This is a genomic window from Phyllobacterium sp. LjRoot231, from assembly GCF_964253365.1.
Lineage (GTDB): Bacteria > Pseudomonadota > Alphaproteobacteria > Rhizobiales > Rhizobiaceae > Phyllobacterium.
Genome location: NZ_CAXUQT020000001.1, coordinates 4,372,342 through 4,399,028, shown reverse-complemented (window position 1 = coordinate 4,399,028; position 26,687 = coordinate 4,372,342). Strand labels below are relative to the sequence as shown.

Below are 26,687 nucleotides of genomic sequence, written 5' to 3'. Positions count from 1 at the left end.
AAATCATATGGCAACCGGTGTTGTTCTCGTGACAGGAGCTTCGGGCTTCATCGGTGTGGAATTGGTCAAGCAACTCGAAGCGTCCGGCTACCGGGTGATCAGGGCAACCCGAAGTGCCGGTGGTTCTGTCACGAATAGTGTCCGCCTGCCTGCACCGGACGAACCTGTCGAACTCTTTGTGCGCCTCCTTGAGGACGTCGATCATGTGGTGCATCTGGCAGCCGTAGCGCATACGCAGCTCGCCAATGCTGCCGATACCTATCACACGGTCAACTGCGTGCTTGCGGTAAAGCTTGCCAAGGCTGCGCATAAAACCATCTCGGGCAAGTTCGTGTTTGTCTCATCGATACGGGCGCAATGTGCGAGCGTTCACGAGGGTGTCGCGCTGGAAAGCGATCCGCCGCAACCAACCGATGATTACGGACGGGCCAAGCTTGCAGCCGAGGCTGAAATCGCCTTAACGATGAACCGCGGAAACTACACGATCCTGCGGCCGGTACTCGTTTATGGGGCAGGTGTGAAGGGTAATATGGCGACGCTCATGAAACTCGCAGCGCTGCCTATCCCGTTGCCGCTGAAGTCCCTGACCGGTCAACGATCCCTGCTTGATCGCGCTGCTCTATGCCGCGCCATCATCCACAGCTTGAACGAGCCGAAAACCGATCGTGGCACGTTCATTGTGTCGGATAGAGATCCGGTCACCGTACCGCAGATCCTTGCCGCCATGCGACGTGGGCTCGGGCGCAATCCTGGGTTGTTTACCTGCCCGCCCTGGATTTTGAACGTCGCAGCACGAATGACGGGCCAGAGTGACCGCTGGAAAACCCTGAACGGCGACCTCGTAGCAAGCTCGGACAAGTTGCAATCAACGGGCTGGGAGGCTGTTACAAGCTCGTTATCCAATATTCAGAATCTGGCGACCCGCTAATTTCCCTGGGGCTCTTGGATATTCAGTAAAGCATGTTACATTATATCCAACGTTAATTAAAAAGCGTCCTGCTTGCGTCCTCGATGGTTCGCGCGGCGCTCGAAGGATAAGATTTTGAAAGACCCCGAGAGAGGCGCGCCTGTTGCGCCGAATGGAGGGGCGTCTGGTGGTGGCACAGTGCTGAACGGCACTAAAGGTCCCGCCAAGAATGGGCCCGGATCGCATGGGGATCCTGCATATCATAGGCAGGAAAGCCAGTCCGATTCACCCGACGGACGCTTCGACAAGAACCCCAAGAAACGTGCGCGTCGCAGAAGACGCGGCAAGTCGAAGCAATCGCCTGCTTCGACAGAGCCAGTTGTTGTCTCGAACGCTCCGGCCGCCGCGACGCAAGGAGCTGCGAATGCTCCAGCCAAAACCGGCAAGAAGCGGCGGCCCAACCGTTTCCGCCGTCGCGGTCGTGCCGGGATCAAGCCGGTCGATGCCATCACTCCAGTCGCCGCCGCGCCAGCGAACGGTTCTTCGACAACCCCGGTTCAAGAAGCCCAGCGGCGCGAATCCAGGCATTCCGGCGCGCCGCTCTATGCCGCACTCGATCTCGGCACCAACAATTGCCGGCTTCTTGTGGCATCGCCGACACGTCCGGGACAGTTTCGTGTCGTTGATGCGTTTTCCCGTATCGTTCGCCTCGGCGAAGGCCTGGGCGCGACGGGACGGCTGAACGACAACGCCATGGACCGGGCCATCGAGGCTCTCAAGATCTGTCGCGACAAACTCGACAGTCATGAGGTGCGCCGCGCACGGCTTATCGCCACCGAAGCCTGTCGTCAGGCGTCGAACGGCGAGGAGTTTCTGGCCAGGGTCAAACACGAAACCGGTCTCGAACTCGAGATCATCAATCGCCAGACAGAAGCTCGTCTTGCTGTATCCGGCTGTGGCACGCTGGTGGAGCGCGAAACTGATGCTGTCGTGCTGTTCGATATCGGCGGCGGCTCGTCGGAAATCGCGCTGATCGATGTTTCCGAACGCCGCTCGCCGCGCCTTGCCGAGCACATCATTGCATGGACATCGCTTCCTGTCGGCGTCGTCACTTTGGCCGAACGCTTTGGCGGGCGTGATGTGACCTCCGATAACTTCGCAGTCATGGTCGATCATGTTGCCGAATTGATCAATGACTTCTCCGAGCGTCACAAGCTCGGCGATCTGGTCAAGAGCCAGAACTTTCATCTGCTCGGAACATCGGGCACGGTTACGACGCTTGCCGGCATTCATCTCGGCCTTGAGCGTTATGACCGTCGCCGCATCGATGGTGTCTGGATGCAGAATGATGACGTCACGGAAATGACCAGCAAGCTCCTGTCATGGAGCTTCGATGAGCGGGTCGCCAATCCGTGCATCGGTGCTGATCGCGCCGATCTTGTTCTTGCCGGTTGTGCCATCCTCGATGCCATCCGCAACGTCTGGCCCAGCCAGAAGCTGCGCGTGGCGGATCGCGGTCTGCGTGAAGGTATACTGACTGAACTCATGTCGCGCGATGGCGCGTGGCGCAATCGCTGGTTGCGTGCGACCGCATGATCCAGGAATAGGGGCCCATATGGCTAAGACAACCACAGGCGGACGCGGCGGCACAGGCACGCGCGGCCTGCACACCAAGATCAAGAAGAAAGCCGGTACGATCAAGGAATCGTCGCGCCGCTGGCTGGAGCGTCATATCAACGATCCTTACGTCCAGCGATCGAGGGCAGACGGCTATCGTTCGCGTGCGGCTTACAAGCTGATCGAGATCAATGACCGGTACAAGATCCTGAAAAAGGGCCAGCGTATCATCGATCTCGGTGCCGCCCCGGGCGGCTGGAGCCAGATCGCAGCTTCAATCGTTGAGTCGCCCGCCCATCAACCCACCGTCGTTGGCATCGATTATCTGCATGTCGATCCCTTGACAGGTGTGACCTTGCTCGAGATGGATTTTCTCGACGATGCTGCGCCCGATACACTGATGGAAGCGTTGGGCGGGCAGCCGGATATTGTTTTGTCGGATATGGCTGCGCCGACAACCGGCCACCGCCGTACCGATCACATCCGCACCACGCATCTATGCGAAGTCGCCGCCGATTTTGCCGTCTCTGTCCTGCGTCCCGGCGGGCATTTTCTCACCAAGACGTTCCAGGGCGGCACCGAAAATGAAGTGCTCACACTGTTGAAAAAGCATTTCAAGTCCGTGCATCACGTCAAACCGCCGGCATCGCGCGCGGAATCCGTCGAGCTTTATTTGCTGGCACGGGACTTCAAAGGCTGATTTGCGCCGGTCACCGCTTTGGAAACGCGAGCAGAACTGCTATAGTACTTCTTGGAGTGGGGAACGAGCTTTCGCCCGTCCCCCTTCCTTATTGATGAAAATGAACCCGGAACGTGACCTGCCAGCCCGTCCGGGTTCTTTTCATGATAAGGGTGATGCTAAACGGAATTTTCCGCATAGTTCACCTCCAAGTTGAAGGCAAGGCTGAAGCCGCAGTTGGAGGAGCCAATCTCCTCCAATGCACCGGCTGGCTCGGTGCTCGCTGCTTCTGCCTTCAAACTTAAAGTGAACTAAGTATTTGCGCCGTTTCGCCAGCACACAAGAAACGCAAGGTTGTATTGCGTTCTATTCCGCAGGCGCTGCCACCTTGATCAGCGGCCGGTGACCGGAAACCTCTGAACCAGCGTCAGGACCCAACGCCCTGAACGACAGGCACGCCAAACCCGAAATTGCCGCCACGACAAAGAAGGCGATGTGGAAATCGGAGAGTTGCAGCGGACCGCCGTGTATCTTGGTGGTGATTTCAAGAATGCCGCCGGCAACCGCCACACCAAGCGCGATGGAAATCTGCTGGGCAACCGAACTAATCGGCGTAGCCTGACTGGTCTGCTCGTTCGGAATATCCGCATAGGCGAGAGCGTTCGTCCCCGTAAAGAACAGCGAACGGAAAAATCCGCCTACGAGAAGCAGCAGGATCATCAGCCAATAGGGCGTTTCCGGAGTGAAGAATCCGTTGACCGCGACAAAGATCGCGGCGACAAACGATCCATACATCAGCGAATTGCGGAAGCCGGTTTTCCGGTAAAACCATTTGGTAACGAGCTTCATGCTCATGGCGCCCAGCGCGGATACGAAGGTGATCATTCCCGATTGAAACGGCGTCAATCCGAAGCCAATCTGCAACATGAGTGGCAGGAGAAACGGTATGGCACCGACTCCAATGCGGAACAGACTGCCGCCAACGATAGCCGCTCTGAAGATTTGATTATCGAGAAGATTGAGAGCAAGCAGAGGCTCTGCTGTTCTGCGTGCGTGGAAAAGATAAAGTGCCGCGGAAATTACACCGACGATGAGCGTCGTGATGCCGACCCAACTTGGCAACGCCGGAAGACTGACGACGGACAGGCCGAAGACGATACCCGACGCGGCAATGCCACTTAAAAAGAAACCGGGAACGTCGAGCGGCCGCTGCACCAGCGTCTCGATGGAGGGCAAATAGCGTGTCGCAAATGCAATGCCGATGATGCCGATCGGGACGTTGATCAGAAAGATCCAGTGCCAGCTGAAATAGGTTGTCAGGAATCCGCCTACGGGTGGCCCTATCAGTGGGCCGATGAGTGCCGGCATCGTCAGCCATGCCATTGCCCCAACGAGTTCATTGCGCGGCGTCGAGCGCACCAGCACAAGACGGCCAACGGGTGTCATCATCGCGCCGCCAATGCCTTGCAGGAAGCGCGACACAACAAATGCGAGCAGCGAGCCCGAGACCGCGCAGGCGATGGACCCGGCGACGAATACGACGATCGCGGCACGGAAAACATTCTTTGCGCCAAACCTGTCGGCCATCCAGCCGCTGACCGGAATGAAAACCGCGAGCGACACGAGGTACGCCGTCAATGCAAGCTTGAGAGCGATCGGGCTGGTGCCGATATCAGCTGCAATTGCCGGCAGCGATGTCGCGATGACGGTCGAGTCCATGTTCTCCATAAAAAGGGCGACGGCAAGGACGAGCGGAACGATACGGTTCAAGTTGAATTCCAGTTCTCAGATCGGTGAGAAAACAGGCGGCGAATCTCGTTTTGTGGGACTCAGGGGCCCTTATTGCGAGTTCCGATAGCACTCGCGATGCTGGGGCTCAAGCGCCGATCAATCAGAAGTGATCCAGTTGCGACTATTTTTCAGCTATTCAGCAGGAACGGAGCGGCAGCGCCGACGTCGCCGCGTTGCATGTTGTCCCAAGTTGCCTGAAGGAGATAATCCTATGTCTGCATTCGAGATTTCCCGCCGCAACCTTTTTCTCGCGTCAAGCGCCATGGCCGGCGGATTGGCAATGTCGCAGATGATTCCTGACATCGCGGAGGCGGCTGTCCCACAATCGGATATCAAGTCCCCCGGCTTCAAACGTTTCAAGCTGGGCGATTTCGAAGTTACCACCCTGCTCGACGGGCTTCGTCCTAGCGATGGTCCGTTTCCAACATTTGGTGCCAATCAAAATCAGGAAACTGTCGCCGAGTTGATGCGCGCCAATTTCCTGCCCGAAACGAAATTCGTCAACGGCTTCACGCCGGTTCTGATCAATACCGGATCTGAACTGGTGCTCGTCGACACAGGCTTTGGTGCGGGCGGCCGGGAGAATGGCCTCGGTCAGCTCGAGGCGAATATGAAGGGCGCGGGTTATACGCCCGATCAGGTGACACTCGTTGTCATCACCCATATGCACGGCGATCACATCGGCGGCCTGATGAATGGTGAGACACCCGGATTTCCGAACGCCCGCTATATGGGCGGGCAGATCGAGTATGACTTCTGGACCGATGCTGCACGTACGGGCACTCCGGCCGAAGGCAACGCCAAGACCGTCAATGCCAAGGTCAAGCCGCTTGCCGACAAGTTCACCTTCATCAAGGCGGGCGATGCGGTCGTGCCCGGCATCACCAGCGAAGCGGCCTATGGCCATACGCCCGGCCACATGATTTTCCACGTCGAATCGGCTGGCAAGCATCTTGTCCTGACCGCTGACACAGCCAATCATTACGTGGCCTCGTTGCAGCGCCCCGATTGGGAAGTTGCCTTCGACACCGACAAGGCCATGGGCGCGGCAACACGCAAGAAGGTGTTCGACATGATAGCGGCCGACAAGGTACCGTTCATTGGCTACCACATGCCATTCCCTGGCGTGGGTTTTGTCGAAAAGGAAAATGGCTATCGATTCGTGCCGGTCACCTATCAATTCGACGTTTGATCGAATTGAACCGTGGACGCGGTTCCGGCGCGCTGCGCCGGATACTGCTACAATATTAAGCGCTCGGATGGCAGCTGGAATGCCAGTAGCTGCGTTTATGTCTTTTCAAATTGACATATCCATGTTACCAGCCCGTGCCAATTCACTTGAACAGAACTTGATCGGCGCTCCACCACCGTGGTGCGCCCTTTAGTCGTATTACCCGTATTGCAAGGAAATTGGTCATGGCAAAAATCGTTGAATCCGCGACAGGCGCGCTGGCACTGACATTTGATGATGTCCTGCTCCAGCCCGGTCATTCCGAGGTTATGCCCGGCCAGACCGATATTCGCACCCGCATCGCTCCCGATATCGAACTCAACCTGCCATTGCTCTCCGCAGCCATGGATACAGTCACCGAATCGCGCCTCGCCATCGCCATGGCGCAGGCTGGCGGCATGGGCGTGATCCACCGCAATCTGACACCTGAATTGCAGGCCGAGGAAGTGCGGCAGGTCAAGAAGTTCGAATCCGGCATGGTCGTCAATCCCGTCACCATCGGACCTGACGCGACGCTTGCCGACGCGCAGGCGCTGATGCGGGCCCATGGCATTTCCGGCATTCCCGTCGTCGAGAATGCCGGAGAGGGCAGCCGCAAGGCAGGCCGTCTTGTCGGCATCCTTACCAATCGTGACGTACGCTTTGCCTCCGATCCTGCCCAAAAAATCTACGAACTGATGACACGCGAAAACCTGATCACAGTGCGCGAAAACAACGTCCAGCACGAGGAAGCCAAGCGGCTTCTGCACCAGCATCGCATCGAAAAACTGCTGGTTGTCGATGACAAGGGCTATTGCGTCGGCCTGATCACCGTCAAGGACATGGAAAAGTCGCAGCTCAATCCTAATGCCGCCAAGGATTCGCAAGGGCGGCTCCGTGTCGCTGCCGCCTCGAGCGTCGGCGAAGATGGTTTCGAGCGTGCCGAGCGCCTGATTGCGGCTGGCGTTGACGTCCTTGTCATCGATACTGCCCACGGCCATTCGCAGCGCGTTCTCGATGCCGTCACCCGCGCCAAGAAGATGTCGAATGCCGTGCGTATCATCGCCGGCAATGTTGCCACCGCTGCAGGAACGCAGGCCCTGATTGACGCCGGCGCCGATGCAGTCAAGGTCGGTATCGGACCTGGCTCGATCTGCACGACGCGCATCGTCGCTGGTGTCGGCGTACCGCAGCTTTCCGCCATCATGTCTGCGGTCGAAGCAGCACATAAATCGAATGTGCCAGTCATCGCCGATGGCGGCATCAAATATTCCGGTGATTTCGCCAAGGCACTTGCCGCTGGCGCTTCCGCCGCCATGGCAGGTTCGGCACTTGCCGGCACCGAGGAAAGCCCCGGCGAGGTCTATCTTTACCAGGGCCGCTCGTTCAAGGCCTATCGTGGCATGGGTTCTGTCGGCGCCATGGCGCGCGGCTCGGCTGATCGTTATTTCCAGGCCGAAGTGCGCGACGAACTGAAGCTGGTGCCGGAAGGCATCGAAGGCCAGGTCGCCTATAAAGGCCCGGTTTCCGGCGTCTTGCATCAGCTAGCGGGCGGTCTGCGTGCTTCCATGGGCTATGTCGGTGCAAAAAATCTGGAAGAATTCCGCGAAAAGGCTACATTCGTCCGTATCACCAATGCAGGTTTGCGCGAAAGCCATACCCATGATGTCACGATCACCCGTGAGAGCCCGAACTATCCGGGCGGTAACTGATACAAGGTGAGGGGCGATGTCTGATACCGCCCTCCGCGATCACTTCTCGGCCATGGCGCGTAACAGCGCCTGGTCGAACCACCGGCTGCTGAGCGCGTGTGAACAGCTCACCGATGCGGAGTTCGCGCAGGAGCGCACCAGTTTCTTCCCATCCATCCGGTTGACGCTCAATCACAATCTCATCGTCGATCACATTTATATGGCCGACATGATTGGCAAAGGCCGGAGGAATATCGACCTCGTCGGCGCTATACCCTACCCGAAAGCGTCGGACCTCAAACGTGCCCAAATCGAGTTCGACAAAAGTCTCATCGGCTTCTGTGACGATCTCGCGCCCGAAGACCTAGACAGGATCATCTCGATCACATGGCGCACTGGCGAGACTTCGCAGGAACCCATCTACCTGGTGCTGTCGCACCTCTTTGTGCACCAGATCCATCACCGCGGGCAGGCACATGCCATGCTGGCAGGCACCAATGTTCCGCCGCCGCAGCTCGACGAGTTCTTTCTGAACTACGACAGACCGCGACGGCAGGGTGAGCCCTTTACGGAGTAGGGATCAGTTTCGTCCGATGCGCCCGAGATGCGTATCCTGAAATGAGGTCTGGAATTTTAATCCGTAACCAAGCGTACGGTCGATGGCGATATGGAAGACCCAGATAATGCCAATCGAGAGAACCACTTGAGACTCTGACCACCACCCGAGGAAACTGATCGCCAGGGCGACAAAATAAACGTGGAACGCGTTGTAGCAGACGGCGCCGATGCGGGGACCTTTGAAGTAACCGAGCATGGAGAGGTCTGGAGCCAACACCAGCAGTGCAAACAGCCACCAGCTTAGGCCCCACATACCATAGCTGACCAATGCAAGCACTGCGATGAGTGCGGCCTCGAGCCGAAGCAAAACAATTGTACTCACGGGCGACGCACTCCCCAGGATGGCTCGAATCGAGACCCAAGCCATCCTAGCACCCATTCAGGGAATGATCTTCCGTTCGCTAAGATCGGCGAAAACCCGCATGAACATTTCTTCTGTATCGACATATTCATGAAATCCGGCGCGCCGCAGCTTCGTACCGTCGGCAAAGAAATCATAATCCCAGCCGAAGACCGCATCGCCGAACCCCCAGGACGAAACATCCTTGTAGGGCGTGTCGGCCAGACCGTGTTTTTCGACCATTTGGCTCCACAGTTCTCTCTTGTCCGCCATAATGACGTTGAGCGACATCGGGAGTGGTGGGGCAACGTCGAGATCGAAGAATTTGGCGATCTTCGGCCACATCTCGCTCCAGCGGAAGAGGTCGCCATTGTTGATGTTGAACGCCTGGTTGCCGCATTGTGGGTTTGTCGCGATAAAAACTGTCGCGCGCGCCAAAAGTCCCGCATCGGTCATCTCCAGCAGACTGTCATAGGCGCCCGGCTTGCCCGGAAAACGCAGCGGAATGCCGAGTTCCTTGGACATCGATGCGTAGACGGCGATCACCGAAGCAAGATTCATCGGATTGCCGAGCGCAAAGCCGATCACGACCGAGGGGCGCAGCGCCGACCAAGTCCAGCTTTTGCCCTTCTGCGACGCTTCCAGAAAATCCTGCTGATCGATGTTGAACTCAGGTGGCATGTGATTGGCATCGGACTCGCGCGCCGGTGTCTTGAACGGGCCGAGATGCGCTCCGTATACCTTGTAACCCTGCATCAGGCTGATATGCGCGAGGTCAGGCGCAATCGGCTCGATGGCGCTGACAACGTTTACCAGCATGGCGAGGTTTGGCGGCACAAGCTCGGCCCAGCTCGGTCGATCCTGATACGCCGCGTAGAAAATATGGGTCACGTCGGTGAGGTGTGCCAGCTTCGCTTTGGCCTCCGCCGCGTCAAGCAGATCGACAGCAATGTGGCTGACCTTGCCCTCCGTAATTCCGCCGCGGCGCGACAGGCCAATGATTTCCCAGTCGCCCAGTTCGACAAGATGCGCAATCAGATTGCCGCCGATGATGCCATTGGCACCAACAACGACTGCTTTTTTGGTCATTTCAAAATCTCCGTTTCAAATTCTGAAACAGATATGATCCATTCATGTATCTTTGCGTAGTGGACGCATAATGATAGCATTCATAAGAAATTCTTTGAGGAGCACATGGATAGATTCGCTGCGATGAAGACCTTCGTTCGGGTTGCGGAGCTTGGCACCTTATCTGCAGCGGCGCGCGAACTTGGCCTGACCCAGCCTGCGGTGAGTCAGCAGGTGGCAGCGTTGGAGCGGCATCTGGACATGCGCCTGTTTCACCGGTCGACGCGCCAGCTGGCGCTTACCGAAGGCGGCGAAACCTATTACCAGCATGCGCGGCAGATCCTGCTGGCGGTGGACGAGGCGGAAGAGAGCGCCGGCGAATTATCCTCTACCCTGCGTGGCAATCTGAGGTTGCATGGCCCCGTCGGCTTCGGTCAGATGCACCTTTCGCCCATCGTCATCGAGTTCCAGCGCCGGCATCCGGACCTGACGATTGAACTTGTCCTCGATGACCGCTTTGCCGATTTGATCGCGGAAGGTGTCGACGTGGCCATTCGCTTCGGCGACCTGAAATCCTCCGACCTGATCGCCCGAAAGCTCGCTACATTCGAACGCATTCTCGTGGCTTCGCCGGATTACATCGCCGCACACGGCAAACCGCAAACACCGGACGATCTGATCCGGCACCGCTACATCCGGTTCTCCTGGTCGCCGCAGGGCGAATCGATTCCCTTGATCGGCCCCCGTGGCGCTGTCACAGCGCCAATCCGCTCCACATTCCTCGCAAATAATGCCTTTGTCCTGAATGAGGCGCTGGTTAGTGGTCTGGGTATCGGCGGGGCGCAACTGCCCTTGATTCAGTCGCTGCTTGAGACGGGGGGGCTCGTCCGGGTTCTGCCCGACTACGCCTACGCTCCTATGGACATCCATGTGGTCTACCCGAGCGCTCGCTTCATGCCGCGAAAGGTCCGCGTCTTCATCGACCATCTTGCAACCAGTTTGAAAGCGATAGCGGGCTTGCGCATGAACCACATCCCTGAAAAGAGCATATAGAGCAATAACCGGAGGGGACCATGTCACAGACCGCAATATTCTGGCCGATGATAGCGCTGACGTTCTTGATCTGCTGCGTCTATGCTGTTGTGTTCCTCCGTCGACGGGAGGCCGTGACAAGCGGTCAGGCTACACCGCGCGATTTCAAGCTACCGCTGAAAGAGCCGGAAGCCAGTGCCACAGCTATCCGCAACCTCATCAATCTCTATGAGTTGCCGATGTTGTTCTATGTGGTCTGTCTGTCGCTCTATGCGGTCAATGGCGCGACCTTGCTCGCCGTTATCCTTGCCTGGTGTTTCGTAGCGAGTCGTATCGCTCACACGATCGTCCATGTGACCTCGAACCAGCTGAGTCTGCGCCAGCCACTCTTTGTCATTGGTTTCATATTGAACGGTGCGCTCTGGGTCATGTTGGCCTTGCATCTCGCACTGCCACCAGTGGGCTAAGCGGCAAGATCGTCTAACTCATCCGCCGAAATCATCAACCGGCGGCTGCTTCACATTGCTGCACACCGCCAGCGCCTGATCGCAGGTCCGGAATCAGCAGCGGCAGCAGGTAAGGCGCAATCGTCGGGATAATGCCAAGCCGCAGCCGTCCTCTCAAGGTGCCGCGCCTCGTACGCGGTTTCGCTCTCAAGTTCTATACCAGCGAAGGCAACTGGGATCTCGCCGGCAACAATACGCCGGTCTTTTTCGTCCGTGATCCGCTGAAGTTCCCTGATTTCATCCACACGCAGAAGCGCCACCCGCGCACCAACATGCGCTCCGCAACTGCCATGTGGGACTTCTGGTCGCTGTCGCCGGAAAGCCTGCATCAGGTGACGATCCTCATGTCCGATCGCGGGCTGCCGGTCGCGCCGATGTACATGAACGGCTACGGCTCGCACACCTATTCCCTCTGGAATGACAGCGGCGAGCGTGTCTGGGTGAAGTTCCACTTCAAGACCCAGCAGGGTCACAAGTTCTACACCAATGCCGAGGCAGAAGCCCTCATCGGCAAGTCGCGCGAAACCTATCAGGAAGAGCTGTTCGGTGGCATCGAGCGCGGCGAATTCCCGAAATGGACCGTTCAGGTCCAGATCATGACCGAGGCGCAGGCGGATGGGCGGCGTTCCGGGCGAGATCATCGAACGTCAGCTCGTGCATTTCAAGCGTGTTCATCCTGCCTATGAGGCTGGCGTGCGCGCTGCTTTGAAGGAAGCGCACGGCTATGAGGCGAATGCGATTTCCAACGAAGAGAAGGGCGTCGCCGCCGAGTAAATGCTCGACGTTCTTTACCCTCCCCCTTGTGGGGAGGGCGGAGCAAAGCGACGGGGAGGGGTCTTTCTTTTTTTGACCAATAACCCCTCCCTGCTGCTAACGCAGCTTCCCTCCCCACAAGGGGGAGGGTAAGAAGCAGCACCATTGCGCCATGTACATCCGAAAGAGCGAACAATCAGAAAGCTGGGGCTCCATGCTCCGGCTTTCTTTTATGCCTAAGGCCATGTATGCGACACTCTTGATAAAATAAAGGAATGCATATGCGACTTGGTGGACGCCTGCAGGCGGCAATCGAAGTTCTGGACGATATTGAAAATCGCAAGCGGCCGGCTTCCAACGCCCTGAAGGACTGGGGATTGTCACATCGCTTTGCCGGTGCGGGCGATCGCGCGGTCATCGGCAATATTGTCTATGACGCCCTGCGGCGGAAACTCTCGCTTGGCTGGCGCATGGATAGCGATGCAGCGCGTCATATCGCCTTTGGCGTTCTGCTTTCCGATGCGGAACTCGACATCGAGGATATCAATACCGCCCTGGAAGGCGATAAATTTGCGCCGGAACCGCTGGAAGCCGAACGCATGGCGATCTGGGGTGAGCGCGATCTCGTCTCGGCGCCCGATCATATCCGCGCCGATGTGCCGGAATGGTGCATCCCGCATTTCCAGGCGATCTTCGCTGACAATTGGGTTGAAGAAGCCGCCGCACTCAGCGATCGCCCGCCAGTCGACCTGCGGGTCAATACGCTTAAAGCCGATCGCGACAAGGTTTTAAAGGAACTCGCGCGAGCCGGTGCCAACCCTGCGCCATTGCTCGAAACTGCCGTGCGCGTGCCACCTTTGCGCGCCATGGGCCGCCACCCCAACGTGCAGGCGGAACCCGCCTTCCAGCGCGGCCTGTTCGAAGTGCAGGATCTGGGCTCGCAGCTCGCGGCGAAACTCAGCAACGCCAAGGCTGGCGAACAGGTGCTGGATTACTGCGCCGGTGCGGGCGGCAAGACCTTGGCGCTCGCGGCGGAGATGGGCAACAAAGGTCAAATCCATGCCTATGATGCCGAGCGCGCCCGGCTTGCACCCATTTTCGACCGGCTGAAGCGGGCAGGGGTGCGCAATGCGCAGGCCCATGCCAATGTCAGCGATCTTGTCCCGCTCGAAGGCCAGATGGACATGGTTCTGGTCGATGCGCCTTGCACCGGTTCCGGCACGTGGCGGCGCAGGCCCGATGCCAAGTGGCGCCTCAGCGATCAGCAACTTGAACGTCGCGAAGTGGAACAGCGCGAGGTTCTGGATGCGGCCAAGACCTATGTGAAACCTGGCGGCCGGCTGGTCTATATCACCTGCTCGCTGTTCGCGCCCGAGAACGGTGATCAGGTCGCCGCGTTTCTTGGAGCCAACAGCGATTACAGCGCCGTCGACACACAGCCATTGTGGGCTCAGGCAGTCTCCGCTCAGTCAGGATTGAAGCCGCTTTTCAAGGACGGAACAGCCATTCTTTCCCCGTTATCCACGTCGACCGATGGATTTTTCATTTCAGTTCTCAGGCGGGAAAAATAAAGCTACAAACGTGACTGCATCCTTCGCACGAGAGAGGTCACATGTCCCGTTCCCAGGCGCTTCTGTTGTTTCTCGTATTGGTTATCGGCGGCGGTCTTGCCATTGGCTACATCACTCTTCCCGGCGAATGGTACGCCGGTCTCGTCAAGCCTTCCTTCAATCCGCCGAACTGGATTTTTGCTCCGGTATGGACTGTGCTCTACATACTCATTGCTATTGCCGGATGGCGGGTGTGGGATCGAGGATTCACAGTCCCACAGGAATTCTGGTGGGTGCAGCTGGTGCTGAATTTTCTCTGGTCGCCGGCCTTTTTCGGCTTCCAGCAGATGGGTCTTGCGCTCGTCGTCATCCTTCTCCTGCTCGTAACCATCGTCGGCTTTATCAGAGTGACGTGGAATTCCGAGCTGATATCGGCGCTCTTGTTTGTGCCTTATCTGTTGTGGGTGGCCTTCGCGGCGCTTCTCAATGCGTCGCTCTGGAGGCTCAATGCAGGCTGATATGTTCGAGGATGTAACCATGATCGGCGGGAAACGTGTCCTCTTTGTCATGGCCGTGGATGCGGAATACGGGCCGCATTTGCAGCGGTTGTTCACGCCGCTGATCACCGGGGTCGGTCCGGTGGAAGCGGCCGTGAGCGTGTCGGCAACGCTGGCAAGCCTTGCGGCGAATGGAGCGCTCCCACACCTTGTCGTATCGCTTGGGTCGGCCGGCTCGCGCACACTGGAACAGACGGAAGTCTATCAAGCCACCAGCGTTTCCTACCGCGACATGGATGCGTCGGCCCTCGGCTTCAAAAAAGGCGCAACGCCGTTTCTCGACCTGCCCGTGGTCGTCCCGCTTCGCTATCGCATACCCGGCGTGAAGGAGGCTTCGCTCTCGACCGGCGCCAACATCGTGTCCGGCAGCGCCTATGACCAGATCGATGCCGATATGGTCGAGATGGAAACCTTCGCCGTGCTGCGGGCTTGCCAGCGCTTCGAACTGCCGCTCATCGGCCTGCGCGGCATCTCCGACGGCTCGGCGGACCTTCGTCACATTGATGATTGGAAGGAATATCTGCACGTGATCGACGAAAAGCTGGCCGTGGCAGTCGAGGCAATGGCCGCGGCGATTGAAGCTGGCAGCATCTCCCTTTGATACTTTAGGCCTATTTCTCGACATTTGATAATGCTGCATAATTAGATCATGACGAGGATGCACTACGATGGCTACGAGGCCACTACGGAGTTCGATGAACACGCCAATGTTTTCCATGGCGAGGTTATCAATTTACGTGACGTGATCACGTTTCAGGCATCGTCAGCGTCTGATCTGAGGCAAGCTTTTACCGAGTCCCTTGAAGATTATTTAGCATTTTGTGCCAAGCTCGCGGAGGACGCGGATTAGTGCAAAAGCCGATGCGATTATCTCCCCCCTTGTGGGGGAGAAAGCGATTTCAGCATCTTAGCTCTTGCTAAGTGCTAGAAATCGCAAGAGAGGGGATTTTAAGGTGGCAATCATACGTCGTGATGTAAGGGGGAGATAATCGTCATCGATGTCTCCGATAACCCTCCTTCACCCCACTTGTGAACAATCGGAATCACTTTTTCAGTAGGCGCCAGTAACCCATTGCGCCGACTCGACAATTGCTTTAAAGGCCCGCCATGAACACACCCACTCATCCCGATACAGTCCTCATCGTCGATTTCGGCAGTCAGGTGACGCAGCTGATTGCACGCCGCGTGCGTGAAGCTGGTGTCTATTCCGAGATCGTTCCCTTCCAGTCCGCAGGCGAAGCGTTCCATCGCGTCAAGCCGAAAGCGGTCATCCTCTCGGGCAGTCCCCATTCCACTGTCGATATCGGCAGTCCGCGCGCGCCGCAGGAAGTCTTTGACGCCAATATCCCGGTTCTCGGTATCTGCTATGGCGAACAGACCATGTGCGCCCAGCTTGGCGGCAAGGTCGAGGCGGGGCATCACCGCGAATTCGGCCGCGCCTTCCTCGACATTCAGGAAGAATGCGCGCTGTTCGATGGCATCTGGGCCAAGGGCACCCGCCATCAGGTGTGGATGAGCCACGGCGACAAGGTCATGCAGATACCGGATGGCTTCAAGGTCGTCGGCACTTCGACGGGCGCGCCCTTCGCTGCCATCGCCAACGAGGACAAGAAGTACTACGCGGTGCAGTTTCATCCGGAAGTGGTGCACACGCCGGATGGGGCGAAGCTGCTTGAAAACTTCGTCCATCGCATCGCCGGAATTAAAGGCGATTGGTCGATGTCGGCCTACCGCGAAAAGGCGGTCGATCTCATCCGCAAGCAGGTCGGCGACAAGAAGGTCATCTGCGCTCTGTCCGGCGGTGTCGATTCATCTGTTGCAGCCTTGCTCATCCACGAAGCGGTAGGCGACCAGCTGACCTGCATCCTCGTCGACCACGGCCTGATGCGCAAGAACGAGGCGGCGGACGTCGTCCAGATGTTCCGCGAACATTACAATCTGCCGCTCATCCTCGTTGATGCGCAGGATCGTTTCATCGATGCGCTCGAAGGCGAAGCCGACCCGGAAAAGAAGCGCAAGACGATTGGCAGGCTTTTCATCGAAGTCTTTGAGGAAGAAGCCAAAAAGCTTGGTGGCGCCGATTTCCTCGCGCAGGGTACACTCTATCCCGACGTGATCGAGAGCGTCTCCTTCACGGGCGGCCCTTCGGTGACGATCAAGTCGCACCACAATGTCGGCGGCCTGCCCGAGCGCATGAATATGAAGCTCGTTGAGCCGCTGCGTGAACTCTTCAAGGACGAAGTGCGGGTGCTCGGCAAGGAGCTCGGCCTGCCGGATCATTTCATCGGCCGCCATCCGTTCCCGGGGCCGGGCCTCGCTATTCGCTGCCCGGGCGGCATCACTCGCGAAAAGCTGGAAATCCTGCGTGAGGCCGATGCGGTCTATCTCGACGAGATCCGCAAGGCCGGTCTTTATGATGTCATCTGGCAGGCCTTCGCCGTGCTGCTGCCGGTGCAAACCGTCGGCGTCATGGGCGACGGCCGCACCTATGAATTCGTCTGCGCCCTGCGTGCCGTCACCTCGGTCGATGGCATGACTGCCGATTTCTATCACTACGACATGAGCTTCCTCGGTCAGGCGGCGACGCGTATCATCAATGAAGTCAAGGGCATCAACCGCGTCGTCTATGATGTCACTTCAAAGCCGCCCGGCACGATCGAGTGGGAATGATTCAGGCCTATCCGAACCCCGCCGAATCTACGCCATGGTACGACGTAAGCTATTGAAAATAAAAATAAATCATGTCGATAACGATCGACAGCTATCGGTGGGTAGAGTTTGGCACTGGCGGTCCGTCTGACGGACCTCGGGCATATTGCTTCGCCGCATTTTTGAAAGTACCGTCACGGGCAATGAGGCTCGTGACGGTACTTTTTTTTGTATTAAGCCATTGAATATAGTGGATAATATCTGTCACTGAGCCCCCGAATTTGTGCTGACGGTACTTTTCAGGAGGCAGTAGGAATGCTGACGGACGCCGCCCTCAAGGCATTGAAACCAAAAGAGAAGATTTACAAAGTCGCCGACCGTGACGGCATGTATGTCCGCGTCATGCCCAGTGGTGCGATCTCATTTCGCTTAGACTACAGGCTCAACGGCCGTCGGGAGACCGTCTACCTGGGCAGGTACGGGCGCGATGGCATCTCGCTTGCCCGGGCTCGAGAGAAGTGCATCGACGCGAGGCGCGCCGTCGGCGAAGGACGATCGCCTGCGATTGAGAAGCAGCGCGATAAGCGTCGCCTGAAAGAGGCCAAGAGTTTCGGTGAGTTCGGAGAGAAGTGGCTCACGGCCGCGCCGATGGCCGACAGCACGCGGGCCATGCGGCGTTCCATCTTCGAGCGAGAGTTGTTGCCTGTTTGGCGTAATCGTCTCCTGACCGAGATCACGCCAGAAGATCTTAGAGCCCATTGTGGCGGTATCGTTGAACGCGGTGCTCCCGCGACGGCTATCCATGTACGAGACATCCTGAAGCAGATTTACTGCTTTGCGATCCTGCATGGTGAGAAGGTTCCCAACCCGGCCGACGAAGTGGGACCGGCATCGATTGCGACTTTCGCGCCCAAGGACCGCTCGCTTTCGCCCTCTGAAATTCGGGTGATGCTGAAGCAGCTCGAACACGTCGCCACGCTTCCCACGATCCGTCTGGGAATGCGGCTCTATCTCCTCACGATGGTGCGGAAGAGCGAACTGCAGGATGCGGTTTGGGGCGAAGTTGACTTCGAGAATGCGGTTTGGACGATCCCGAAGGAGCGGATGAAGCGCTCGAAGGCGCATAATGTCTACCTGTCGCGCCAAGTGCTCGACATCATGATTGCCCTGAAGACCTGTGCGGGAAATTCAAGATACCTTCTGCCGTCGCGGTACGACGCAGATGCCCCGATGTCGCGTGCCACCTTCAACCGGGTGACCTACGCAGTTGTCGAACGGGCGAAGGCGGAAGGTTTGCCCCTGGAACCGTTTACGGTGCACGATCTGCGGCGGACAGGTTCGACTCTGCTGAACGAACTCGGCTTCAACAGCGACTGGATCGAAAAGTGCCTGGCGCATGAGGACGGGCGCTCGTCGCGCGGCGTCTATAACAAAGCCGAGTATGAGGTGCAGCGAAGGCACATGATGCAGGAGTGGTCGGACATCTTGGACGCCTGGGTCGATGGCAAGAAGTACGTGCCAACGCTCATCCCGCCGTCGATGCCGATCCTGGCGCCCGATCCTGCTCTTTGACCGGGCGGGCTCGACGTTGTTTCACGTCGGGGCCGGGCGCACGGAGAATTGGTTTTGAGCGACGGGCCGCGAGCCATGCCTGAACCTCGCCCAGATCCCAAACCACGCATCGTGGGGTCAAAGCGAAGCGTCGCGGAAATTCCCCCCGCTGTTCCATTTCGTAGATGGTGCTGTCAGCTAGGGGGACGATCTCGCGCAACTGCTGTCGTCTGATCGTTCTTCCGATCACCGTGTTCTCCCTAGTGTTCATGTGGTATCTCCTCCTGATGGGTGGTGAGAAGATAGAAAACAATAGATCACGAAAAGTGGAAGCCCCAATATCGCCGCTCCCGAGGCCAAGAACGTTCTGTACTGAACGGCCGGCCGCGAGAAGGTAGGGGCTCAGGCCTCTGCCTTCTCTTTCCTCAGGAAAACCTCATGAATGCTCATGTCACACGATCGCGGCCGCTGGTCGAAATGATCAATATCCAGAAGAGCTTTGGCGGCGTCCACGCAGTCGAAGACGTGTCGATTGACCTCTTTCCTGGAGAGGTCGTTGGAGTCCTGGGCCATAATGGCGCGGGAAAATCCTGTCTGATGCGGATTCTCTCCGGCGCCATGGCGCCGAACGCCGGCACGATCAGGATGGGGGACGAGGATGTCCGGTTCCTATCACCTCAGGACGCGCGACGTCAGGGGGTCGAGACCATCTACCAGACGCTTGCCCTTGCCGACCATCTCGATGCTCCGTCCAATCTGTTTCTCGGCCGCGAGCTGAAGACGCGGTGGGGCAATCTTGACCACAAGAACATGATGGAGGAAGCGCGCCGGGTGCTGCATCGGCTCAACCCCAACTTCAAGAATCTGAGCGACCCGATTTCCCGATTGTCCGGCGGTCAGCGGCAGGTCATTGCCATTGCCCGCGCCATCTATTTCAACGTGAAGATCCTCATCATGGACGAGCCGACGGCTGCGCTCGGACCAGCCGAGACAGCAATGGTCGCCGATCTCATCAGGCAGTTGCGGAGCGAAGGTATCGGCATCTTTCTTATCAGCCACGACATGCACGACGTTTTCGACCTCTGCGACCGTATTGTTGTGATGAACCGGGGACGCAATGTCGGCGGCTACTGCATCGAGGAAGTAACCAAGGATGATGTGCTGAGCCTTATCATCAAGGGCGAGATGCCCGACGGCTGGCGGCCGCGCAATGAGGTCAGGACGCTACAAACCGGCCTGAGTTCGAATTGAGGAAGGAAGACGAATGTTATGTGGCACCTGCGTCGAACCGGGACGGTTCGAACTCATCGAACGACCCCTTCCCGTGGACTTGCCGGAAGACTGGGCCTTTGTCGACATCGCGGCGGTCGGCATTTGCGGAACCGATTATCACATCTATGCCGGCAAGCATCCCTATCTCAATTATCCGCGCGTTATCGGCCACGAACTCAGTGGCCGGCTGGTCACCCCTGTAGGCGGCATCGAGGCCGGAACTCTTGTCGTGATCAATCCCTATATCGCCTGTAACAAATGCCGTGCCTGCCTGCGCGGCAAACCCAATTGCTGCTCGAACATCGCGGTGTTGGGCGTTCATTGCGACGGCGGCCTGTGCCAGCGCATCGCAGTTCCGGCAGGCAACCTTATAGCCGCCGAAGGGCTCGACGAAATCCAGGCGGCCATGGTCGAATTCCTGGCGATCGGGGCCCATGCGGTGGCCCGTTCGGGACTGGCCGCCGGCGACCGGGTGCTGGTCACGGGCGCCGGACCGATCGGCATCGGGACCGCGCTTTTCGCGCGGCTCGCAGGTGCGGAGGTCCATCTTTTGGATTTGAGCTCGCAGCGGCTGGCTTTGGCGCGCGAGAAGTTCGGTTTTCAAAATACGCATGAAGATACGTCGCGGGTCCTCGAAGGCGACCGCGCCGATGGCTTCGACACTGTGTTCGATGCGACGGGGGCTGCGGTAGCCATAGAGGCAGGGTTTTCATTACTCGCGCATGGCAGTAGCTATGTGCTCGTCAGCGTCGTGAAGGATCATGTTCGTTTTGACGACGCGGAATTCCACAAGCGGGAAACTCGCATCATCGGCAGCCGCAATGCCGTCCAGTCAGATTTCGAAACCGTCATGGCGGTCATCCGTGAGGGCAAGATCTCCACGGATGCCCTCTGCTCGGTGATCTTGCCGCTGGCCGACCTGCCGCAGCGCCTGCCCGAACTCGCCCAGGACAGGACCGGACTGATCAAGGCGGTGGTGAGGCTCTGATCCAGCGCCTACGGTTGCATCCAGAGTATAATGAATTGTGGGTGTGTCTCCCACGATGCCGTCCGCTGAGCAGATGGCGAACCCAGTGGCAATGCTAAAAGAATCTGCGAAAGCCCCGCTGGCGCAAGCAGCAAGGCAAGCAGGACGGTGCAAATCAGCAGTATCATGAAGATATCGGGCAAGCGGCGCATGATGCTCGGATTCGGTCAGACGGGTCCTGAAACCAGCTTGACGTTGAAAAAGTTGTCCAACGCCTCAGTTCACCTTCGGGTCCATAGCCCGAGTCCTTCGTTCCACCGAAGGGCAGGCGCGAGACCACGATGATTGATTGAGAGCATTCCGCTTTATAAAACACGGCCAGTAAGGCTTTTGCCGATAATCCGACTCAAGCTCTCCGACGTTCTTATCAGTAACCGAGGGCGCAACCATCTTCGCGAACATATCGGAATGGTGTTCCAGAGCTTCAATCCATGGTCTCACATGACGATCCTCGAGAACGTCATCGAAGCACCCGTCCATGTCCAAAAGCGCAATCGCACTGAATGTATTGAGGAAGCGGAAGCCTTGCTCGAGCGGGTAGGAATTGCCGAAAAGCGCAATTTCTACCCGGCTAATCTGTCCGGTGGTCAACAGCAGCGGGCTGCAATAGCCCGGGCGCTCGCGCAGCGGCCAAAGGTCATGCTCTTCGATGAGCCGACATCTGCACTTGATCCGGAGCTTGTCGGCGAAGTCCTGAAGGTCATGCGCTCATTGACTGAAGAAGGCCGGACAATGCTCGTCGTCACCCACGAAATGGCGTTTGCCCGCGATGTGTCCAATAAAGTTGTATTTGTACACAAGGGGGTGATCGAGGAAGAGGGGGATCCTGATGAGATTTTTCGGGACCCAAAATCTGATCGCTTCAAGCAGTTTTTGTCGAATGTGCGGTAGTCTGGGTAGCTCAAATGGAGGCTGGGTGAGTGGTACCGTAAACTTAACCAGTTAGCGAGGTTTCTTTGTGAATTTGAGTGATGACCGAGGTTCGTAATCTACTCTATCGCCGTCACCGTTTTCCGGCCTCGGTTATCGCCGAGGCGGTATGGCTGTACTTCCGCTTCCCTGCAAGGTTTATCCGGAAACCTTTGAACAAACTCTTAGACGGTTCCACCAAAGTTGCCTGGAATTGATCCGCTATCGGTCAACACGCGCATGGTCGAATTAATCTCGCGGAAAGCTCCCACGTACTCCGCTCAGGCGGGCGTGTCGGAGCCGGCCTCCCTGAATCGTGTCTCGAATTCCCGTCGCAAGCTTCGCCTTACTTCTGCGGCTCGCAAGCGTTGCTGCGCGATCTGTGTCATTGGATTATATCGAGGCACTGCAGTTGGCTTGCCATCCGCATCCACGGCCACCATGGTAAAATAGCAGGAGTTCGTGTGTCGACGTATGCCGGTGCGGATGTCTTCGGCCTCAACCCGAATACCGACCTCCATGGAGGTACGACCGGCGTAGTTGATCGAGGCACGAAAGGTCACCAATTCGCCGACCATGATAGGCTGACGGAACACGACCTGATCGACTGACAACGTAACAGCGTATTGCTTCGAGAAGCGCGAGGCACAGGAGAAGGCGACGCGGTCCAGGAGGTTGAGGAGGGCGCCGCCATGGACCTTGCCGCTGAAGTTGGCCATGTCGGGAGTCATCAGGACGACCATTTCCATTCGACTTGTGCCGTCAGCCATTGTGCGCCTCCGTTGTTTCAGCAAATCAATTGGTATCAGCTATGATGTCCCAATAGGAAGTCCGCGAAGCGTGGCACTCATTATGAAGCGAGTATTCGATATCGCCGCTGTCATTTGGCACTGCGAGCGGCGCGATGGCCGAGTGGAAAAACCAAACGGTCCCTGATGTTCTCGATCTGTGGCTGGAAAATCGCATAACATCTCGACTGGCACCGCACTTCAGAAACCGCATTGAGTGAGGCTCCGGCTCGGCTCCTTTCCAGGCGATCCTGTGCGAACGGGCGCAGAGGGATCGTAGTCATACCGCTGCAACAAGAATCGGTAAAAAAGCGCGCTAATATCGGCATACACTTTTACAGGTGGTCGCTTCTTGTAGCGGCCACCGTTTAAAGCCTGCATCGACTATTCCAACTAAGCTGCCCGTTCCTCCGAGGCATTGGGCCGCCATTTAATTAGGCGATTTTCCACCACATCCAGTATTCGGTCGATCACGAGGACGAACACTGCCAGGATAATGATGCCGGCGAAGACGCCGACTGCGTCGAAATTGCCTTCTGCCTGGGCGATCAGGTAGCCAAGGCCCGCCGACGCGCCAAGATATTCGCCAATAATGGCACCGACGACTGCAAAGCCGACAGAGGTGCGCAAAGAAGAAAGAATCCAGCTTGCCGCTGCGGGGAAATAAACGTGGCGTAGAAGCTCGGACCGCTTGGCGCCAAGAATACGGGCGTTTGCCAGCACCACCGGGTTGACTTCACGCACACCCTGCATCGCGTTGAAGAAGGTAATGAAGAAAACGAGCGTCACAGCGAGCGCAACTTTCGACCATAGGCCAAGACCGAGCCAAAGCACGAAAATCGGAGCAAGCACGACGCGCGGGATGGCGTTCAAGCCCTTGATGAACGGGTCAAGAATGCGAGCGGCACTACGGCTAAGACCAAGCCAGACGCCAGCAGCGACACCGAGGCCCGTTCCAATAACATAGCCCAGAACGGTTTCCGTCAGCGTGATCGTCACATGACGATAGAAATTGGGATCAACGACCCAACTGATGATCTGGTTGAAGATGTCCATAGGCGCAGGGAAAAAGAAAACATCGATGATGCCAACGGATACACCGATCTGCCAGCCCCCAAGAATGGCAAAAAGCAAGCCTAGTTGGATAAATCGTTCAGTCGCGACGTTCATAACTTTTCTCCACTTCGCCGCGCAGCGACGCCCAGATATTGCGGTATAGATCCATGAACCGCGGATCCAGTTTGATTTCGGCGACGTTGCGGGGACGCTCAAGATCAACAGGGAAGCTGTTGATAACCCGGCTGCGCGGTCCGGCAGCCAACACAGCCACCCGGTCGCCGAGGGCAATCGCTTCCTCTAGATCATGCGTAATCATGACCACGGCCCTGCGTTCCTCCTGCCACAAGCGCAAAAGCTCGTTCTGCATCAGATGGCGAGTATGGATATCGAGGGCCGAAAACGGTTCATCCATCAAAATGACCTTTGGGCCGCTGATCAATGCCTGGGCCATCTGGACACGCTTTCGCTGACCGCCGGAAAGCTGATGGGGATATCGCTGTTCGAATCCCTTGAGACCCACCTTGGCGAGCCACGCGGTCGATCGCTCGCGGCGTTCCGACGTGCCTACGCCGCGAAACAGGAGGCCGAGTTCGACATTCTCGATGGCCGTTTTCCACGGCAACAGCGCATCCTGTTGGAACAGGTAGCCGATATCATTCTGAATACCAGAGACGCGATTGCCATCGATCGAGACGCTGCCGCTGGTCGGTTTGAGAAGCCCAGCAATTGCGTTCAGTATTGTACTCTTGCCGCATCCCGTCGGCCCGACGATGGCCAGGAATTCTCCGTCCGCCACCGTCAGATTGACGTCCTCCACCGCAACAAAAGTTCCGAAGGACATTGTCACGGAGTCGATGGAAACCATCGACTTGTTCTGTTGCGGGGCGATTTCCTCCACCACCGGTTTTACCACTGCCAGGGCCATGGCCTCCTCCTCAGTTCGTGCTTTTGCGCGGCGCTTTGTCGACGAAAGCGTTGGTGTATGTTTTCTTCAGATCGATTTCCGTTGCGGCAACCTTGTCGTTGAAACTCCTCAGAACAGCGAGCGGGGTTTGAACCTCGGCTTCGTTGAAGCGCCCATCCACGGAGAAGATCGGCTTGGCATTCGCGACAGCCTTCACGTAAGTCTCGCGATCACCGGAAATGAAGGCTTCGGGCAGTTTTTGAACAATCTCCTCGGGTGAGCTGCTGTTCATCCATTCCAGTGCCTCAACTGTCGCGTTGACGACCTTCTGGATCGTTTCCGGATGCTCATCAATATAGGCTTGCGTGGCATAGAGAACGGAGGTCGGGTAGATGCCGCCGTAAATCTCCTTTGCGCCTTCATCGCTGCGCGCATCAATCAGGATCTTGCCAACGCCCTTGGCCTCGATGAATGTGGCGGCGGGATCATAATTGACCAGCAGATCAACTTTTCCCTGTTCGAGGGCGGCGACCGCAGCCGAACCGGAGCCGACGCCGATCAGCGAAACATCGTCCGCAGAAAGCTTGTGGCGCTGCAAATAATAGCGAACAAAGAAATCCGATGAGGAGCCCGGGGCAGTAATGCCGATTTTCGCGCCCTTGATGGTCTCAGGCTTTGCCGGATCAAATGTGGAGTTCTTGCCGCCTGCAAGTACAAGACCGGAATTGCGCGCCAGCAACACAATGCCCACGACGTCCTTCCTTTGTGCCTGCATCTGGATCGTATGATCGTAGAAGCCGACGGCTATGTCTGTGGACCCTGCCACAAGCGCCTGCAAGGTCTTGGATCCGCCCGAGGCGAAATTCTCGACGGTGACTTCGAGCCCTTCCTTTTCATAGAGACCAAGGCCCGATGCTACGGGGAACGGCAAATTGTTCAGATTGTAAGAGCCGACGCTGATTCTGACGGGATCCGCAAAGGCCGATCCGGCGAATACAACAGTAGCCGCGAGCGAGAGCATAAGTTTACGCATGGTATTTCCTCCCTGATGTGCGGCGCCCTCCCGGCCACCGCTTTCAATTATGCCGCGCAAACCATTTGCGCGATAGGTTTTGCAAAGACCTGGCCCTCGAACAGACGGCGGGCCGTACGCAGAATGCCTGCGACTGTCTTGCCGTCTCGGGAGTCCAACTTTACCTCCAAGCGTCCGCTTGGATGTTCGAGAACGAGAACGACCGGGGGCTTGCGTCCGCCAACCAGTCTGGACGCAACGGTGTTGTCGCTGATGCAGGCTGTAGCAATACCGACGGCCCCTGTCGTGGCGAGCGAGGGATGACACTGATGAGGCATGAAATAGCGCACATTCAGATCGCCGCCGGCTTTTGGTTTCGAGATCAGTACCGGTTTCGGGGCAACCTGTGTGGTTACGTCGCCCATACCCATACGCTGGCCCGCCTGCAGCCTCAATTTTTCCAGACGCTCGAGGAGAGCACTGTTTGCATTGAGCTCCGCCGCCGTTTCATAACCGCTTGCCCCGATGGCCCCGGCCTCAAGGATCATCATTGGCATGGCGCAATCGATACAGGTCACCTCTATGCCGTCGATCGTCTCGCGAGGCTGTCCGGTGGGGAAGAGCCTGCCAGTACGAGCACCGGCGGCATCCATGAATGTCAAGGCGATCGGCGCGGCGTGGCCGGGAACGCCGTCAATCGAGGCATCGCCAAGATAGGCGACTTGGCCCTCTGGCGTTGGAACCTCCGCCTCGATAAGCTTGCCCGTATTCACATTGTATATTCGCACCCGCGTCACCGGTCCCGTTACCTTGACGAGGCCGGCTTCGATAGCGAAGGGACCGACAGCGGCGAGCATGTTGCCGCAATTGGGCGATGTGTCGACCATTTGCTGATCGATGCGCACCTGGGCAAAGAGATAATCGACATCCGCCCCCAATACAGTCGCCGGACCGACGATAGCAACTTTGCTCGTGACGGGATTGCCACCGCCGATGCCGTCAATCTGCAGCGGATGACCGGAACCCATTATGGATAACAGAATCTGGTTGCGCTGGCGCGGATCTGAAGGGAGGTCCGACGCCAGGAAAAACGGGCCTTTGGACGTACCACCTCTCATCAAGACACAGGGTATACGAATGAGGTCATTCATGATTTGCCGCTCTTTTATTCATGCGCCTAACAGATCAATCTGTCGA

General features: G+C 57.6%; 25 protein-coding genes and 2 pseudogenes. 18 read left to right on the top strand and 9 right to left on the bottom strand.

The window, feature by feature from the left end:
- The first annotated feature begins 7 nt into the window (after window positions 1-7).
- The 3 genes from ACSQ3H_RS21975 (at window position 8) to ACSQ3H_RS21965 (ending at window position 3,224) form a co-directional block, all read left to right on the top strand.
- Window positions 8-928 carry an NAD-dependent epimerase/dehydratase family protein gene (locus ACSQ3H_RS21975; protein WP_436118997.1) on the top strand — a complete coding sequence of 307 codons (921 nt, stop codon included), beginning with the start codon at window positions 8-10 and terminating at the stop codon, window positions 926-928.
- Between the two features lie 177 nt (window positions 929-1,105).
- Window positions 1,106-2,503, top strand: coding sequence for a Ppx/GppA phosphatase family protein (locus ACSQ3H_RS21970; RefSeq protein ID WP_436119533.1), 1,398 nt, complete (start codon window positions 1,106-1,108; stop codon window positions 2,501-2,503).
- Between the two features lie 19 nt (window positions 2,504-2,522).
- Complete coding sequence (locus tag ACSQ3H_RS21965; RefSeq protein WP_436118996.1) at window positions 2,523-3,224, top strand: RlmE family RNA methyltransferase; 702 nt, start codon at window positions 2,523-2,525, stop codon at window positions 3,222-3,224.
- A gap of 345 nt (window positions 3,225-3,569) precedes the next feature.
- Here the strand turns inward: ACSQ3H_RS21965 and ACSQ3H_RS21960 are convergent, their stop codons facing one another.
- Complete coding sequence (locus ACSQ3H_RS21960) at window positions 3,570-4,973, bottom strand: MFS transporter (RefSeq protein WP_436118995.1); 1,404 nt, start codon at window positions 4,971-4,973, stop codon at window positions 3,570-3,572.
- Window positions 4,974-5,205: 232 nt separating this feature from the next.
- Here ACSQ3H_RS21960 and ACSQ3H_RS21955 point away from each other — a divergent pair, with 232 nt between their 5' ends.
- The 3 genes from ACSQ3H_RS21955 (at window position 5,206) to ACSQ3H_RS21945 (ending at window position 8,472) form a co-directional block, all read left to right on the top strand.
- Window positions 5,206-6,186 (top strand): MBL fold metallo-hydrolase, encoded by a 981-nt coding sequence (locus tag ACSQ3H_RS21955; protein WP_436118994.1) that lies wholly within the window; start codon window positions 5,206-5,208, stop codon window positions 6,184-6,186.
- A 224-nt stretch (window positions 6,187-6,410) separates the two neighbouring features.
- A complete protein-coding gene (gene guaB, locus ACSQ3H_RS21950; protein WP_436118993.1) occupies window positions 6,411-7,916 on the top strand; it encodes an IMP dehydrogenase in 1,506 nt (501 codons plus the stop codon).
- Between the two features lie 16 nt (window positions 7,917-7,932).
- A complete protein-coding gene (locus tag ACSQ3H_RS21945) occupies window positions 7,933-8,472 on the top strand; it encodes a DinB family protein (RefSeq protein WP_436118992.1) in 540 nt (179 codons plus the stop codon).
- A 3-nt stretch (window positions 8,473-8,475) separates the two neighbouring features.
- On the opposite strand, the gene ACSQ3H_RS21940 is transcribed toward ACSQ3H_RS21945, so the two are convergent.
- Window positions 8,476-8,835 carry a DUF4260 domain-containing protein gene (locus tag ACSQ3H_RS21940; protein ID WP_436118991.1) on the bottom strand — a complete coding sequence of 120 codons (360 nt, stop codon included), beginning with the start codon at window positions 8,833-8,835 and terminating at the stop codon, window positions 8,476-8,478.
- A gap of 57 nt (window positions 8,836-8,892) precedes the next feature.
- Window positions 8,893-9,942 (bottom strand): SDR family oxidoreductase, encoded by a 1,050-nt coding sequence (locus ACSQ3H_RS21935; RefSeq protein ID WP_436118990.1) that lies wholly within the window; start codon window positions 9,940-9,942, stop codon window positions 8,893-8,895.
- A gap of 105 nt (window positions 9,943-10,047) precedes the next feature.
- On the opposite strand from ACSQ3H_RS21935, the gene ACSQ3H_RS21930 reads away from it, so the two are divergent.
- The 8 genes and pseudogenes from ACSQ3H_RS21930 to ACSQ3H_RS21895 all read left to right on the top strand — a co-directional run bounded on the left by ACSQ3H_RS21930 (window position 10,048) and on the right by ACSQ3H_RS21895 (window position 18,540).
- The gene (locus ACSQ3H_RS21930; RefSeq protein ID WP_436118989.1) at window positions 10,048-10,974 is read left to right on the top strand and encodes a LysR substrate-binding domain-containing protein; all 927 of its coding nucleotides are present in this window, start codon (window positions 10,048-10,050) and stop codon (window positions 10,972-10,974) included.
- A 20-nt stretch (window positions 10,975-10,994) separates the two neighbouring features.
- Complete coding sequence (locus tag ACSQ3H_RS21925; RefSeq protein WP_436118988.1) at window positions 10,995-11,420, top strand: MAPEG family protein; 426 nt, start codon at window positions 10,995-10,997, stop codon at window positions 11,418-11,420.
- A 164-nt stretch (window positions 11,421-11,584) separates the two neighbouring features.
- Window positions 11,585-12,076 (top strand): annotated as a pseudogene (locus tag ACSQ3H_RS21920) (catalase); the annotation flags it as partial.
- A gap of 417 nt (window positions 12,077-12,493) precedes the next feature.
- The gene (locus tag ACSQ3H_RS21915; protein WP_436118987.1) at window positions 12,494-13,783 is read left to right on the top strand and encodes an RsmB/NOP family class I SAM-dependent RNA methyltransferase; all 1,290 of its coding nucleotides are present in this window, start codon (window positions 12,494-12,496) and stop codon (window positions 13,781-13,783) included.
- A gap of 41 nt (window positions 13,784-13,824) precedes the next feature.
- Window positions 13,825-14,280, top strand: a complete 456-nt coding sequence (locus tag ACSQ3H_RS21910; RefSeq protein ID WP_436118986.1) for a TspO/MBR family protein — start codon at window positions 13,825-13,827, stop codon at window positions 14,278-14,280.
- A gap of 1 nt (window position 14,281) precedes the next feature.
- On the top strand, window positions 14,282-14,920 hold the full coding sequence (locus ACSQ3H_RS21905) for a 5'-methylthioadenosine/S-adenosylhomocysteine nucleosidase (protein WP_436119532.1): 639 nt from the start codon (window positions 14,282-14,284) through the stop codon (window positions 14,918-14,920).
- Between the two features lie 506 nt (window positions 14,921-15,426).
- Window positions 15,427-16,989: a glutamine-hydrolyzing GMP synthase gene (gene guaA / locus ACSQ3H_RS21900; RefSeq protein WP_436118985.1), complete on the top strand. Its 1,563-nt coding sequence runs from the start codon at window positions 15,427-15,429 to the stop codon at window positions 16,987-16,989.
- A gap of 294 nt (window positions 16,990-17,283) precedes the next feature.
- Window positions 17,284-18,540, top strand: coding sequence for a tyrosine-type recombinase/integrase (locus ACSQ3H_RS21895; protein WP_436118984.1), 1,257 nt, complete (start codon window positions 17,284-17,286; stop codon window positions 18,538-18,540).
- On the opposite strand, the gene ACSQ3H_RS21890 is transcribed toward ACSQ3H_RS21895, so the two are convergent.
- A complete protein-coding gene (locus ACSQ3H_RS21890; RefSeq protein ID WP_436118983.1) occupies window positions 18,494-18,790 on the bottom strand; it encodes a helix-turn-helix transcriptional regulator in 297 nt (98 codons plus the stop codon). The two genes, ACSQ3H_RS21895 and ACSQ3H_RS21890, sit on opposite strands and share 47 nt — an antisense overlap.
- A gap of 167 nt (window positions 18,791-18,957) precedes the next feature.
- Here ACSQ3H_RS21890 and ACSQ3H_RS21885 point away from each other — a divergent pair, with 167 nt between their 5' ends.
- From ACSQ3H_RS21885 to ACSQ3H_RS21870, 4 genes and pseudogenes are all read left to right on the top strand, one after another.
- Window positions 18,958-19,770: an ATP-binding cassette domain-containing protein gene (locus ACSQ3H_RS21885; protein WP_436118982.1), complete on the top strand. Its 813-nt coding sequence runs from the start codon at window positions 18,958-18,960 to the stop codon at window positions 19,768-19,770.
- A 13-nt stretch (window positions 19,771-19,783) separates the two neighbouring features.
- Window positions 19,784-20,779: a zinc-binding alcohol dehydrogenase family protein gene (locus ACSQ3H_RS21880; protein ID WP_436118981.1), complete on the top strand. Its 996-nt coding sequence runs from the start codon at window positions 19,784-19,786 to the stop codon at window positions 20,777-20,779.
- Between the two features lie 378 nt (window positions 20,780-21,157).
- The gene (locus ACSQ3H_RS21875; protein ID WP_436119531.1) at window positions 21,158-21,709 is read left to right on the top strand and encodes an ATP-binding cassette domain-containing protein; all 552 of its coding nucleotides are present in this window, start codon (window positions 21,158-21,160) and stop codon (window positions 21,707-21,709) included.
- 80 nt (window positions 21,710-21,789) lie between these two features.
- Window positions 21,790-21,879 (top strand): annotated as a pseudogene (locus ACSQ3H_RS21870) (IS6 family transposase); the annotation flags it as partial.
- Window positions 21,880-22,008: 129 nt separating this feature from the next.
- On the opposite strand, the gene ACSQ3H_RS21865 reads toward ACSQ3H_RS21870, so the two are convergent.
- The 5 genes from ACSQ3H_RS21865 to ACSQ3H_RS21845 form a co-directional block, all read right to left on the bottom strand.
- Entirely contained in the window at window positions 22,009-22,497 is a 489-nt protein-coding gene (locus ACSQ3H_RS21865) for an acyl-CoA thioesterase (protein WP_436118980.1), read from the bottom strand.
- A 411-nt stretch (window positions 22,498-22,908) separates the two neighbouring features.
- Window positions 22,909-23,685: an ABC transporter permease gene (locus ACSQ3H_RS21860; protein ID WP_436118979.1), complete on the bottom strand. Its 777-nt coding sequence runs from the start codon at window positions 23,683-23,685 to the stop codon at window positions 22,909-22,911.
- Window positions 23,669-24,499 carry an ABC transporter ATP-binding protein gene (locus tag ACSQ3H_RS21855; RefSeq protein WP_436118978.1) on the bottom strand — a complete coding sequence of 277 codons (831 nt, stop codon included), beginning with the start codon at window positions 24,497-24,499 and terminating at the stop codon, window positions 23,669-23,671. The genes ACSQ3H_RS21860 and ACSQ3H_RS21855 overlap by 17 nt, the downstream gene beginning before the upstream one ends.
- 10 nt (window positions 24,500-24,509) lie before the next feature.
- Window positions 24,510-25,511, bottom strand: coding sequence for an ABC transporter substrate-binding protein (locus ACSQ3H_RS21850; protein WP_436118977.1), 1,002 nt, complete (start codon window positions 25,509-25,511; stop codon window positions 24,510-24,512).
- A 47-nt stretch (window positions 25,512-25,558) separates the two neighbouring features.
- Window positions 25,559-26,641, bottom strand: a complete 1,083-nt coding sequence (locus tag ACSQ3H_RS21845; RefSeq protein ID WP_436118976.1) for a 4-oxalomesaconate tautomerase — start codon at window positions 26,639-26,641, stop codon at window positions 25,559-25,561.
- Window positions 26,642-26,687 lie beyond the last annotated feature (46 nt).

Coding starts and splice junctions, on each gene's coding strand:
- ACSQ3H_RS21975 (WP_436118997.1), top strand. CDS start 8: ATGGCAACCGGTGTTGTTCTCGTGACAGGAGCTTCGGGCTTCATCGGT.
- ACSQ3H_RS21965 (WP_436118996.1), top strand. CDS start 2,523: ATGGCTAAGACAACCACAGGCGGACGCGGCGGCACAGGCACGCGCGGC.
- ACSQ3H_RS21955 (WP_436118994.1), top strand. CDS start 5,206: ATGTCTGCATTCGAGATTTCCCGCCGCAACCTTTTTCTCGCGTCAAGC.
- guaB (WP_436118993.1), top strand. CDS start 6,411: ATGGCAAAAATCGTTGAATCCGCGACAGGCGCGCTGGCACTGACATTT.
- ACSQ3H_RS21945 (WP_436118992.1), top strand. CDS start 7,933: ATGTCTGATACCGCCCTCCGCGATCACTTCTCGGCCATGGCGCGTAAC.
- ACSQ3H_RS21935 (WP_436118990.1), bottom strand. CDS start 9,942: ATGACCAAAAAAGCAGTCGTTGTTGGTGCCAATGGCATCATCGGCGGC.
- ACSQ3H_RS21930 (WP_436118989.1), top strand. CDS start 10,048: ATGGATAGATTCGCTGCGATGAAGACCTTCGTTCGGGTTGCGGAGCTT.
- ACSQ3H_RS21925 (WP_436118988.1), top strand. CDS start 10,995: ATGTCACAGACCGCAATATTCTGGCCGATGATAGCGCTGACGTTCTTG.
- ACSQ3H_RS21915 (WP_436118987.1), top strand. CDS start 12,494: ATGCGACTTGGTGGACGCCTGCAGGCGGCAATCGAAGTTCTGGACGAT.
- ACSQ3H_RS21910 (WP_436118986.1), top strand. CDS start 13,825: ATGTCCCGTTCCCAGGCGCTTCTGTTGTTTCTCGTATTGGTTATCGGC.
- ACSQ3H_RS21905 (WP_436119532.1), top strand. CDS start 14,282: ATGTTCGAGGATGTAACCATGATCGGCGGGAAACGTGTCCTCTTTGTC.
- guaA (WP_436118985.1), top strand. CDS start 15,427: ATGAACACACCCACTCATCCCGATACAGTCCTCATCGTCGATTTCGGC.
- ACSQ3H_RS21895 (WP_436118984.1), top strand. CDS start 17,284: ATGCTGACGGACGCCGCCCTCAAGGCATTGAAACCAAAAGAGAAGATT.
- ACSQ3H_RS21890 (WP_436118983.1), bottom strand. CDS start 18,790: ATGAACACTAGGGAGAACACGGTGATCGGAAGAACGATCAGACGACAG.
- ACSQ3H_RS21885 (WP_436118982.1), top strand. CDS start 18,958: ATGAATGCTCATGTCACACGATCGCGGCCGCTGGTCGAAATGATCAAT.
- ACSQ3H_RS21880 (WP_436118981.1), top strand. CDS start 19,784: ATGTTATGTGGCACCTGCGTCGAACCGGGACGGTTCGAACTCATCGAA.
- ACSQ3H_RS21865 (WP_436118980.1), bottom strand. CDS start 22,497: ATGGCTGACGGCACAAGTCGAATGGAAATGGTCGTCCTGATGACTCCC.
- ACSQ3H_RS21860 (WP_436118979.1), bottom strand. CDS start 23,685: ATGAACGTCGCGACTGAACGATTTATCCAACTAGGCTTGCTTTTTGCC.
- ACSQ3H_RS21855 (WP_436118978.1), bottom strand. CDS start 24,499: ATGGCCCTGGCAGTGGTAAAACCGGTGGTGGAGGAAATCGCCCCGCAA.
- ACSQ3H_RS21850 (WP_436118977.1), bottom strand. CDS start 25,511: ATGCGTAAACTTATGCTCTCGCTCGCGGCTACTGTTGTATTCGCCGGA.
- ACSQ3H_RS21845 (WP_436118976.1), bottom strand. CDS start 26,641: ATGAATGACCTCATTCGTATACCCTGTGTCTTGATGAGAGGTGGTACG.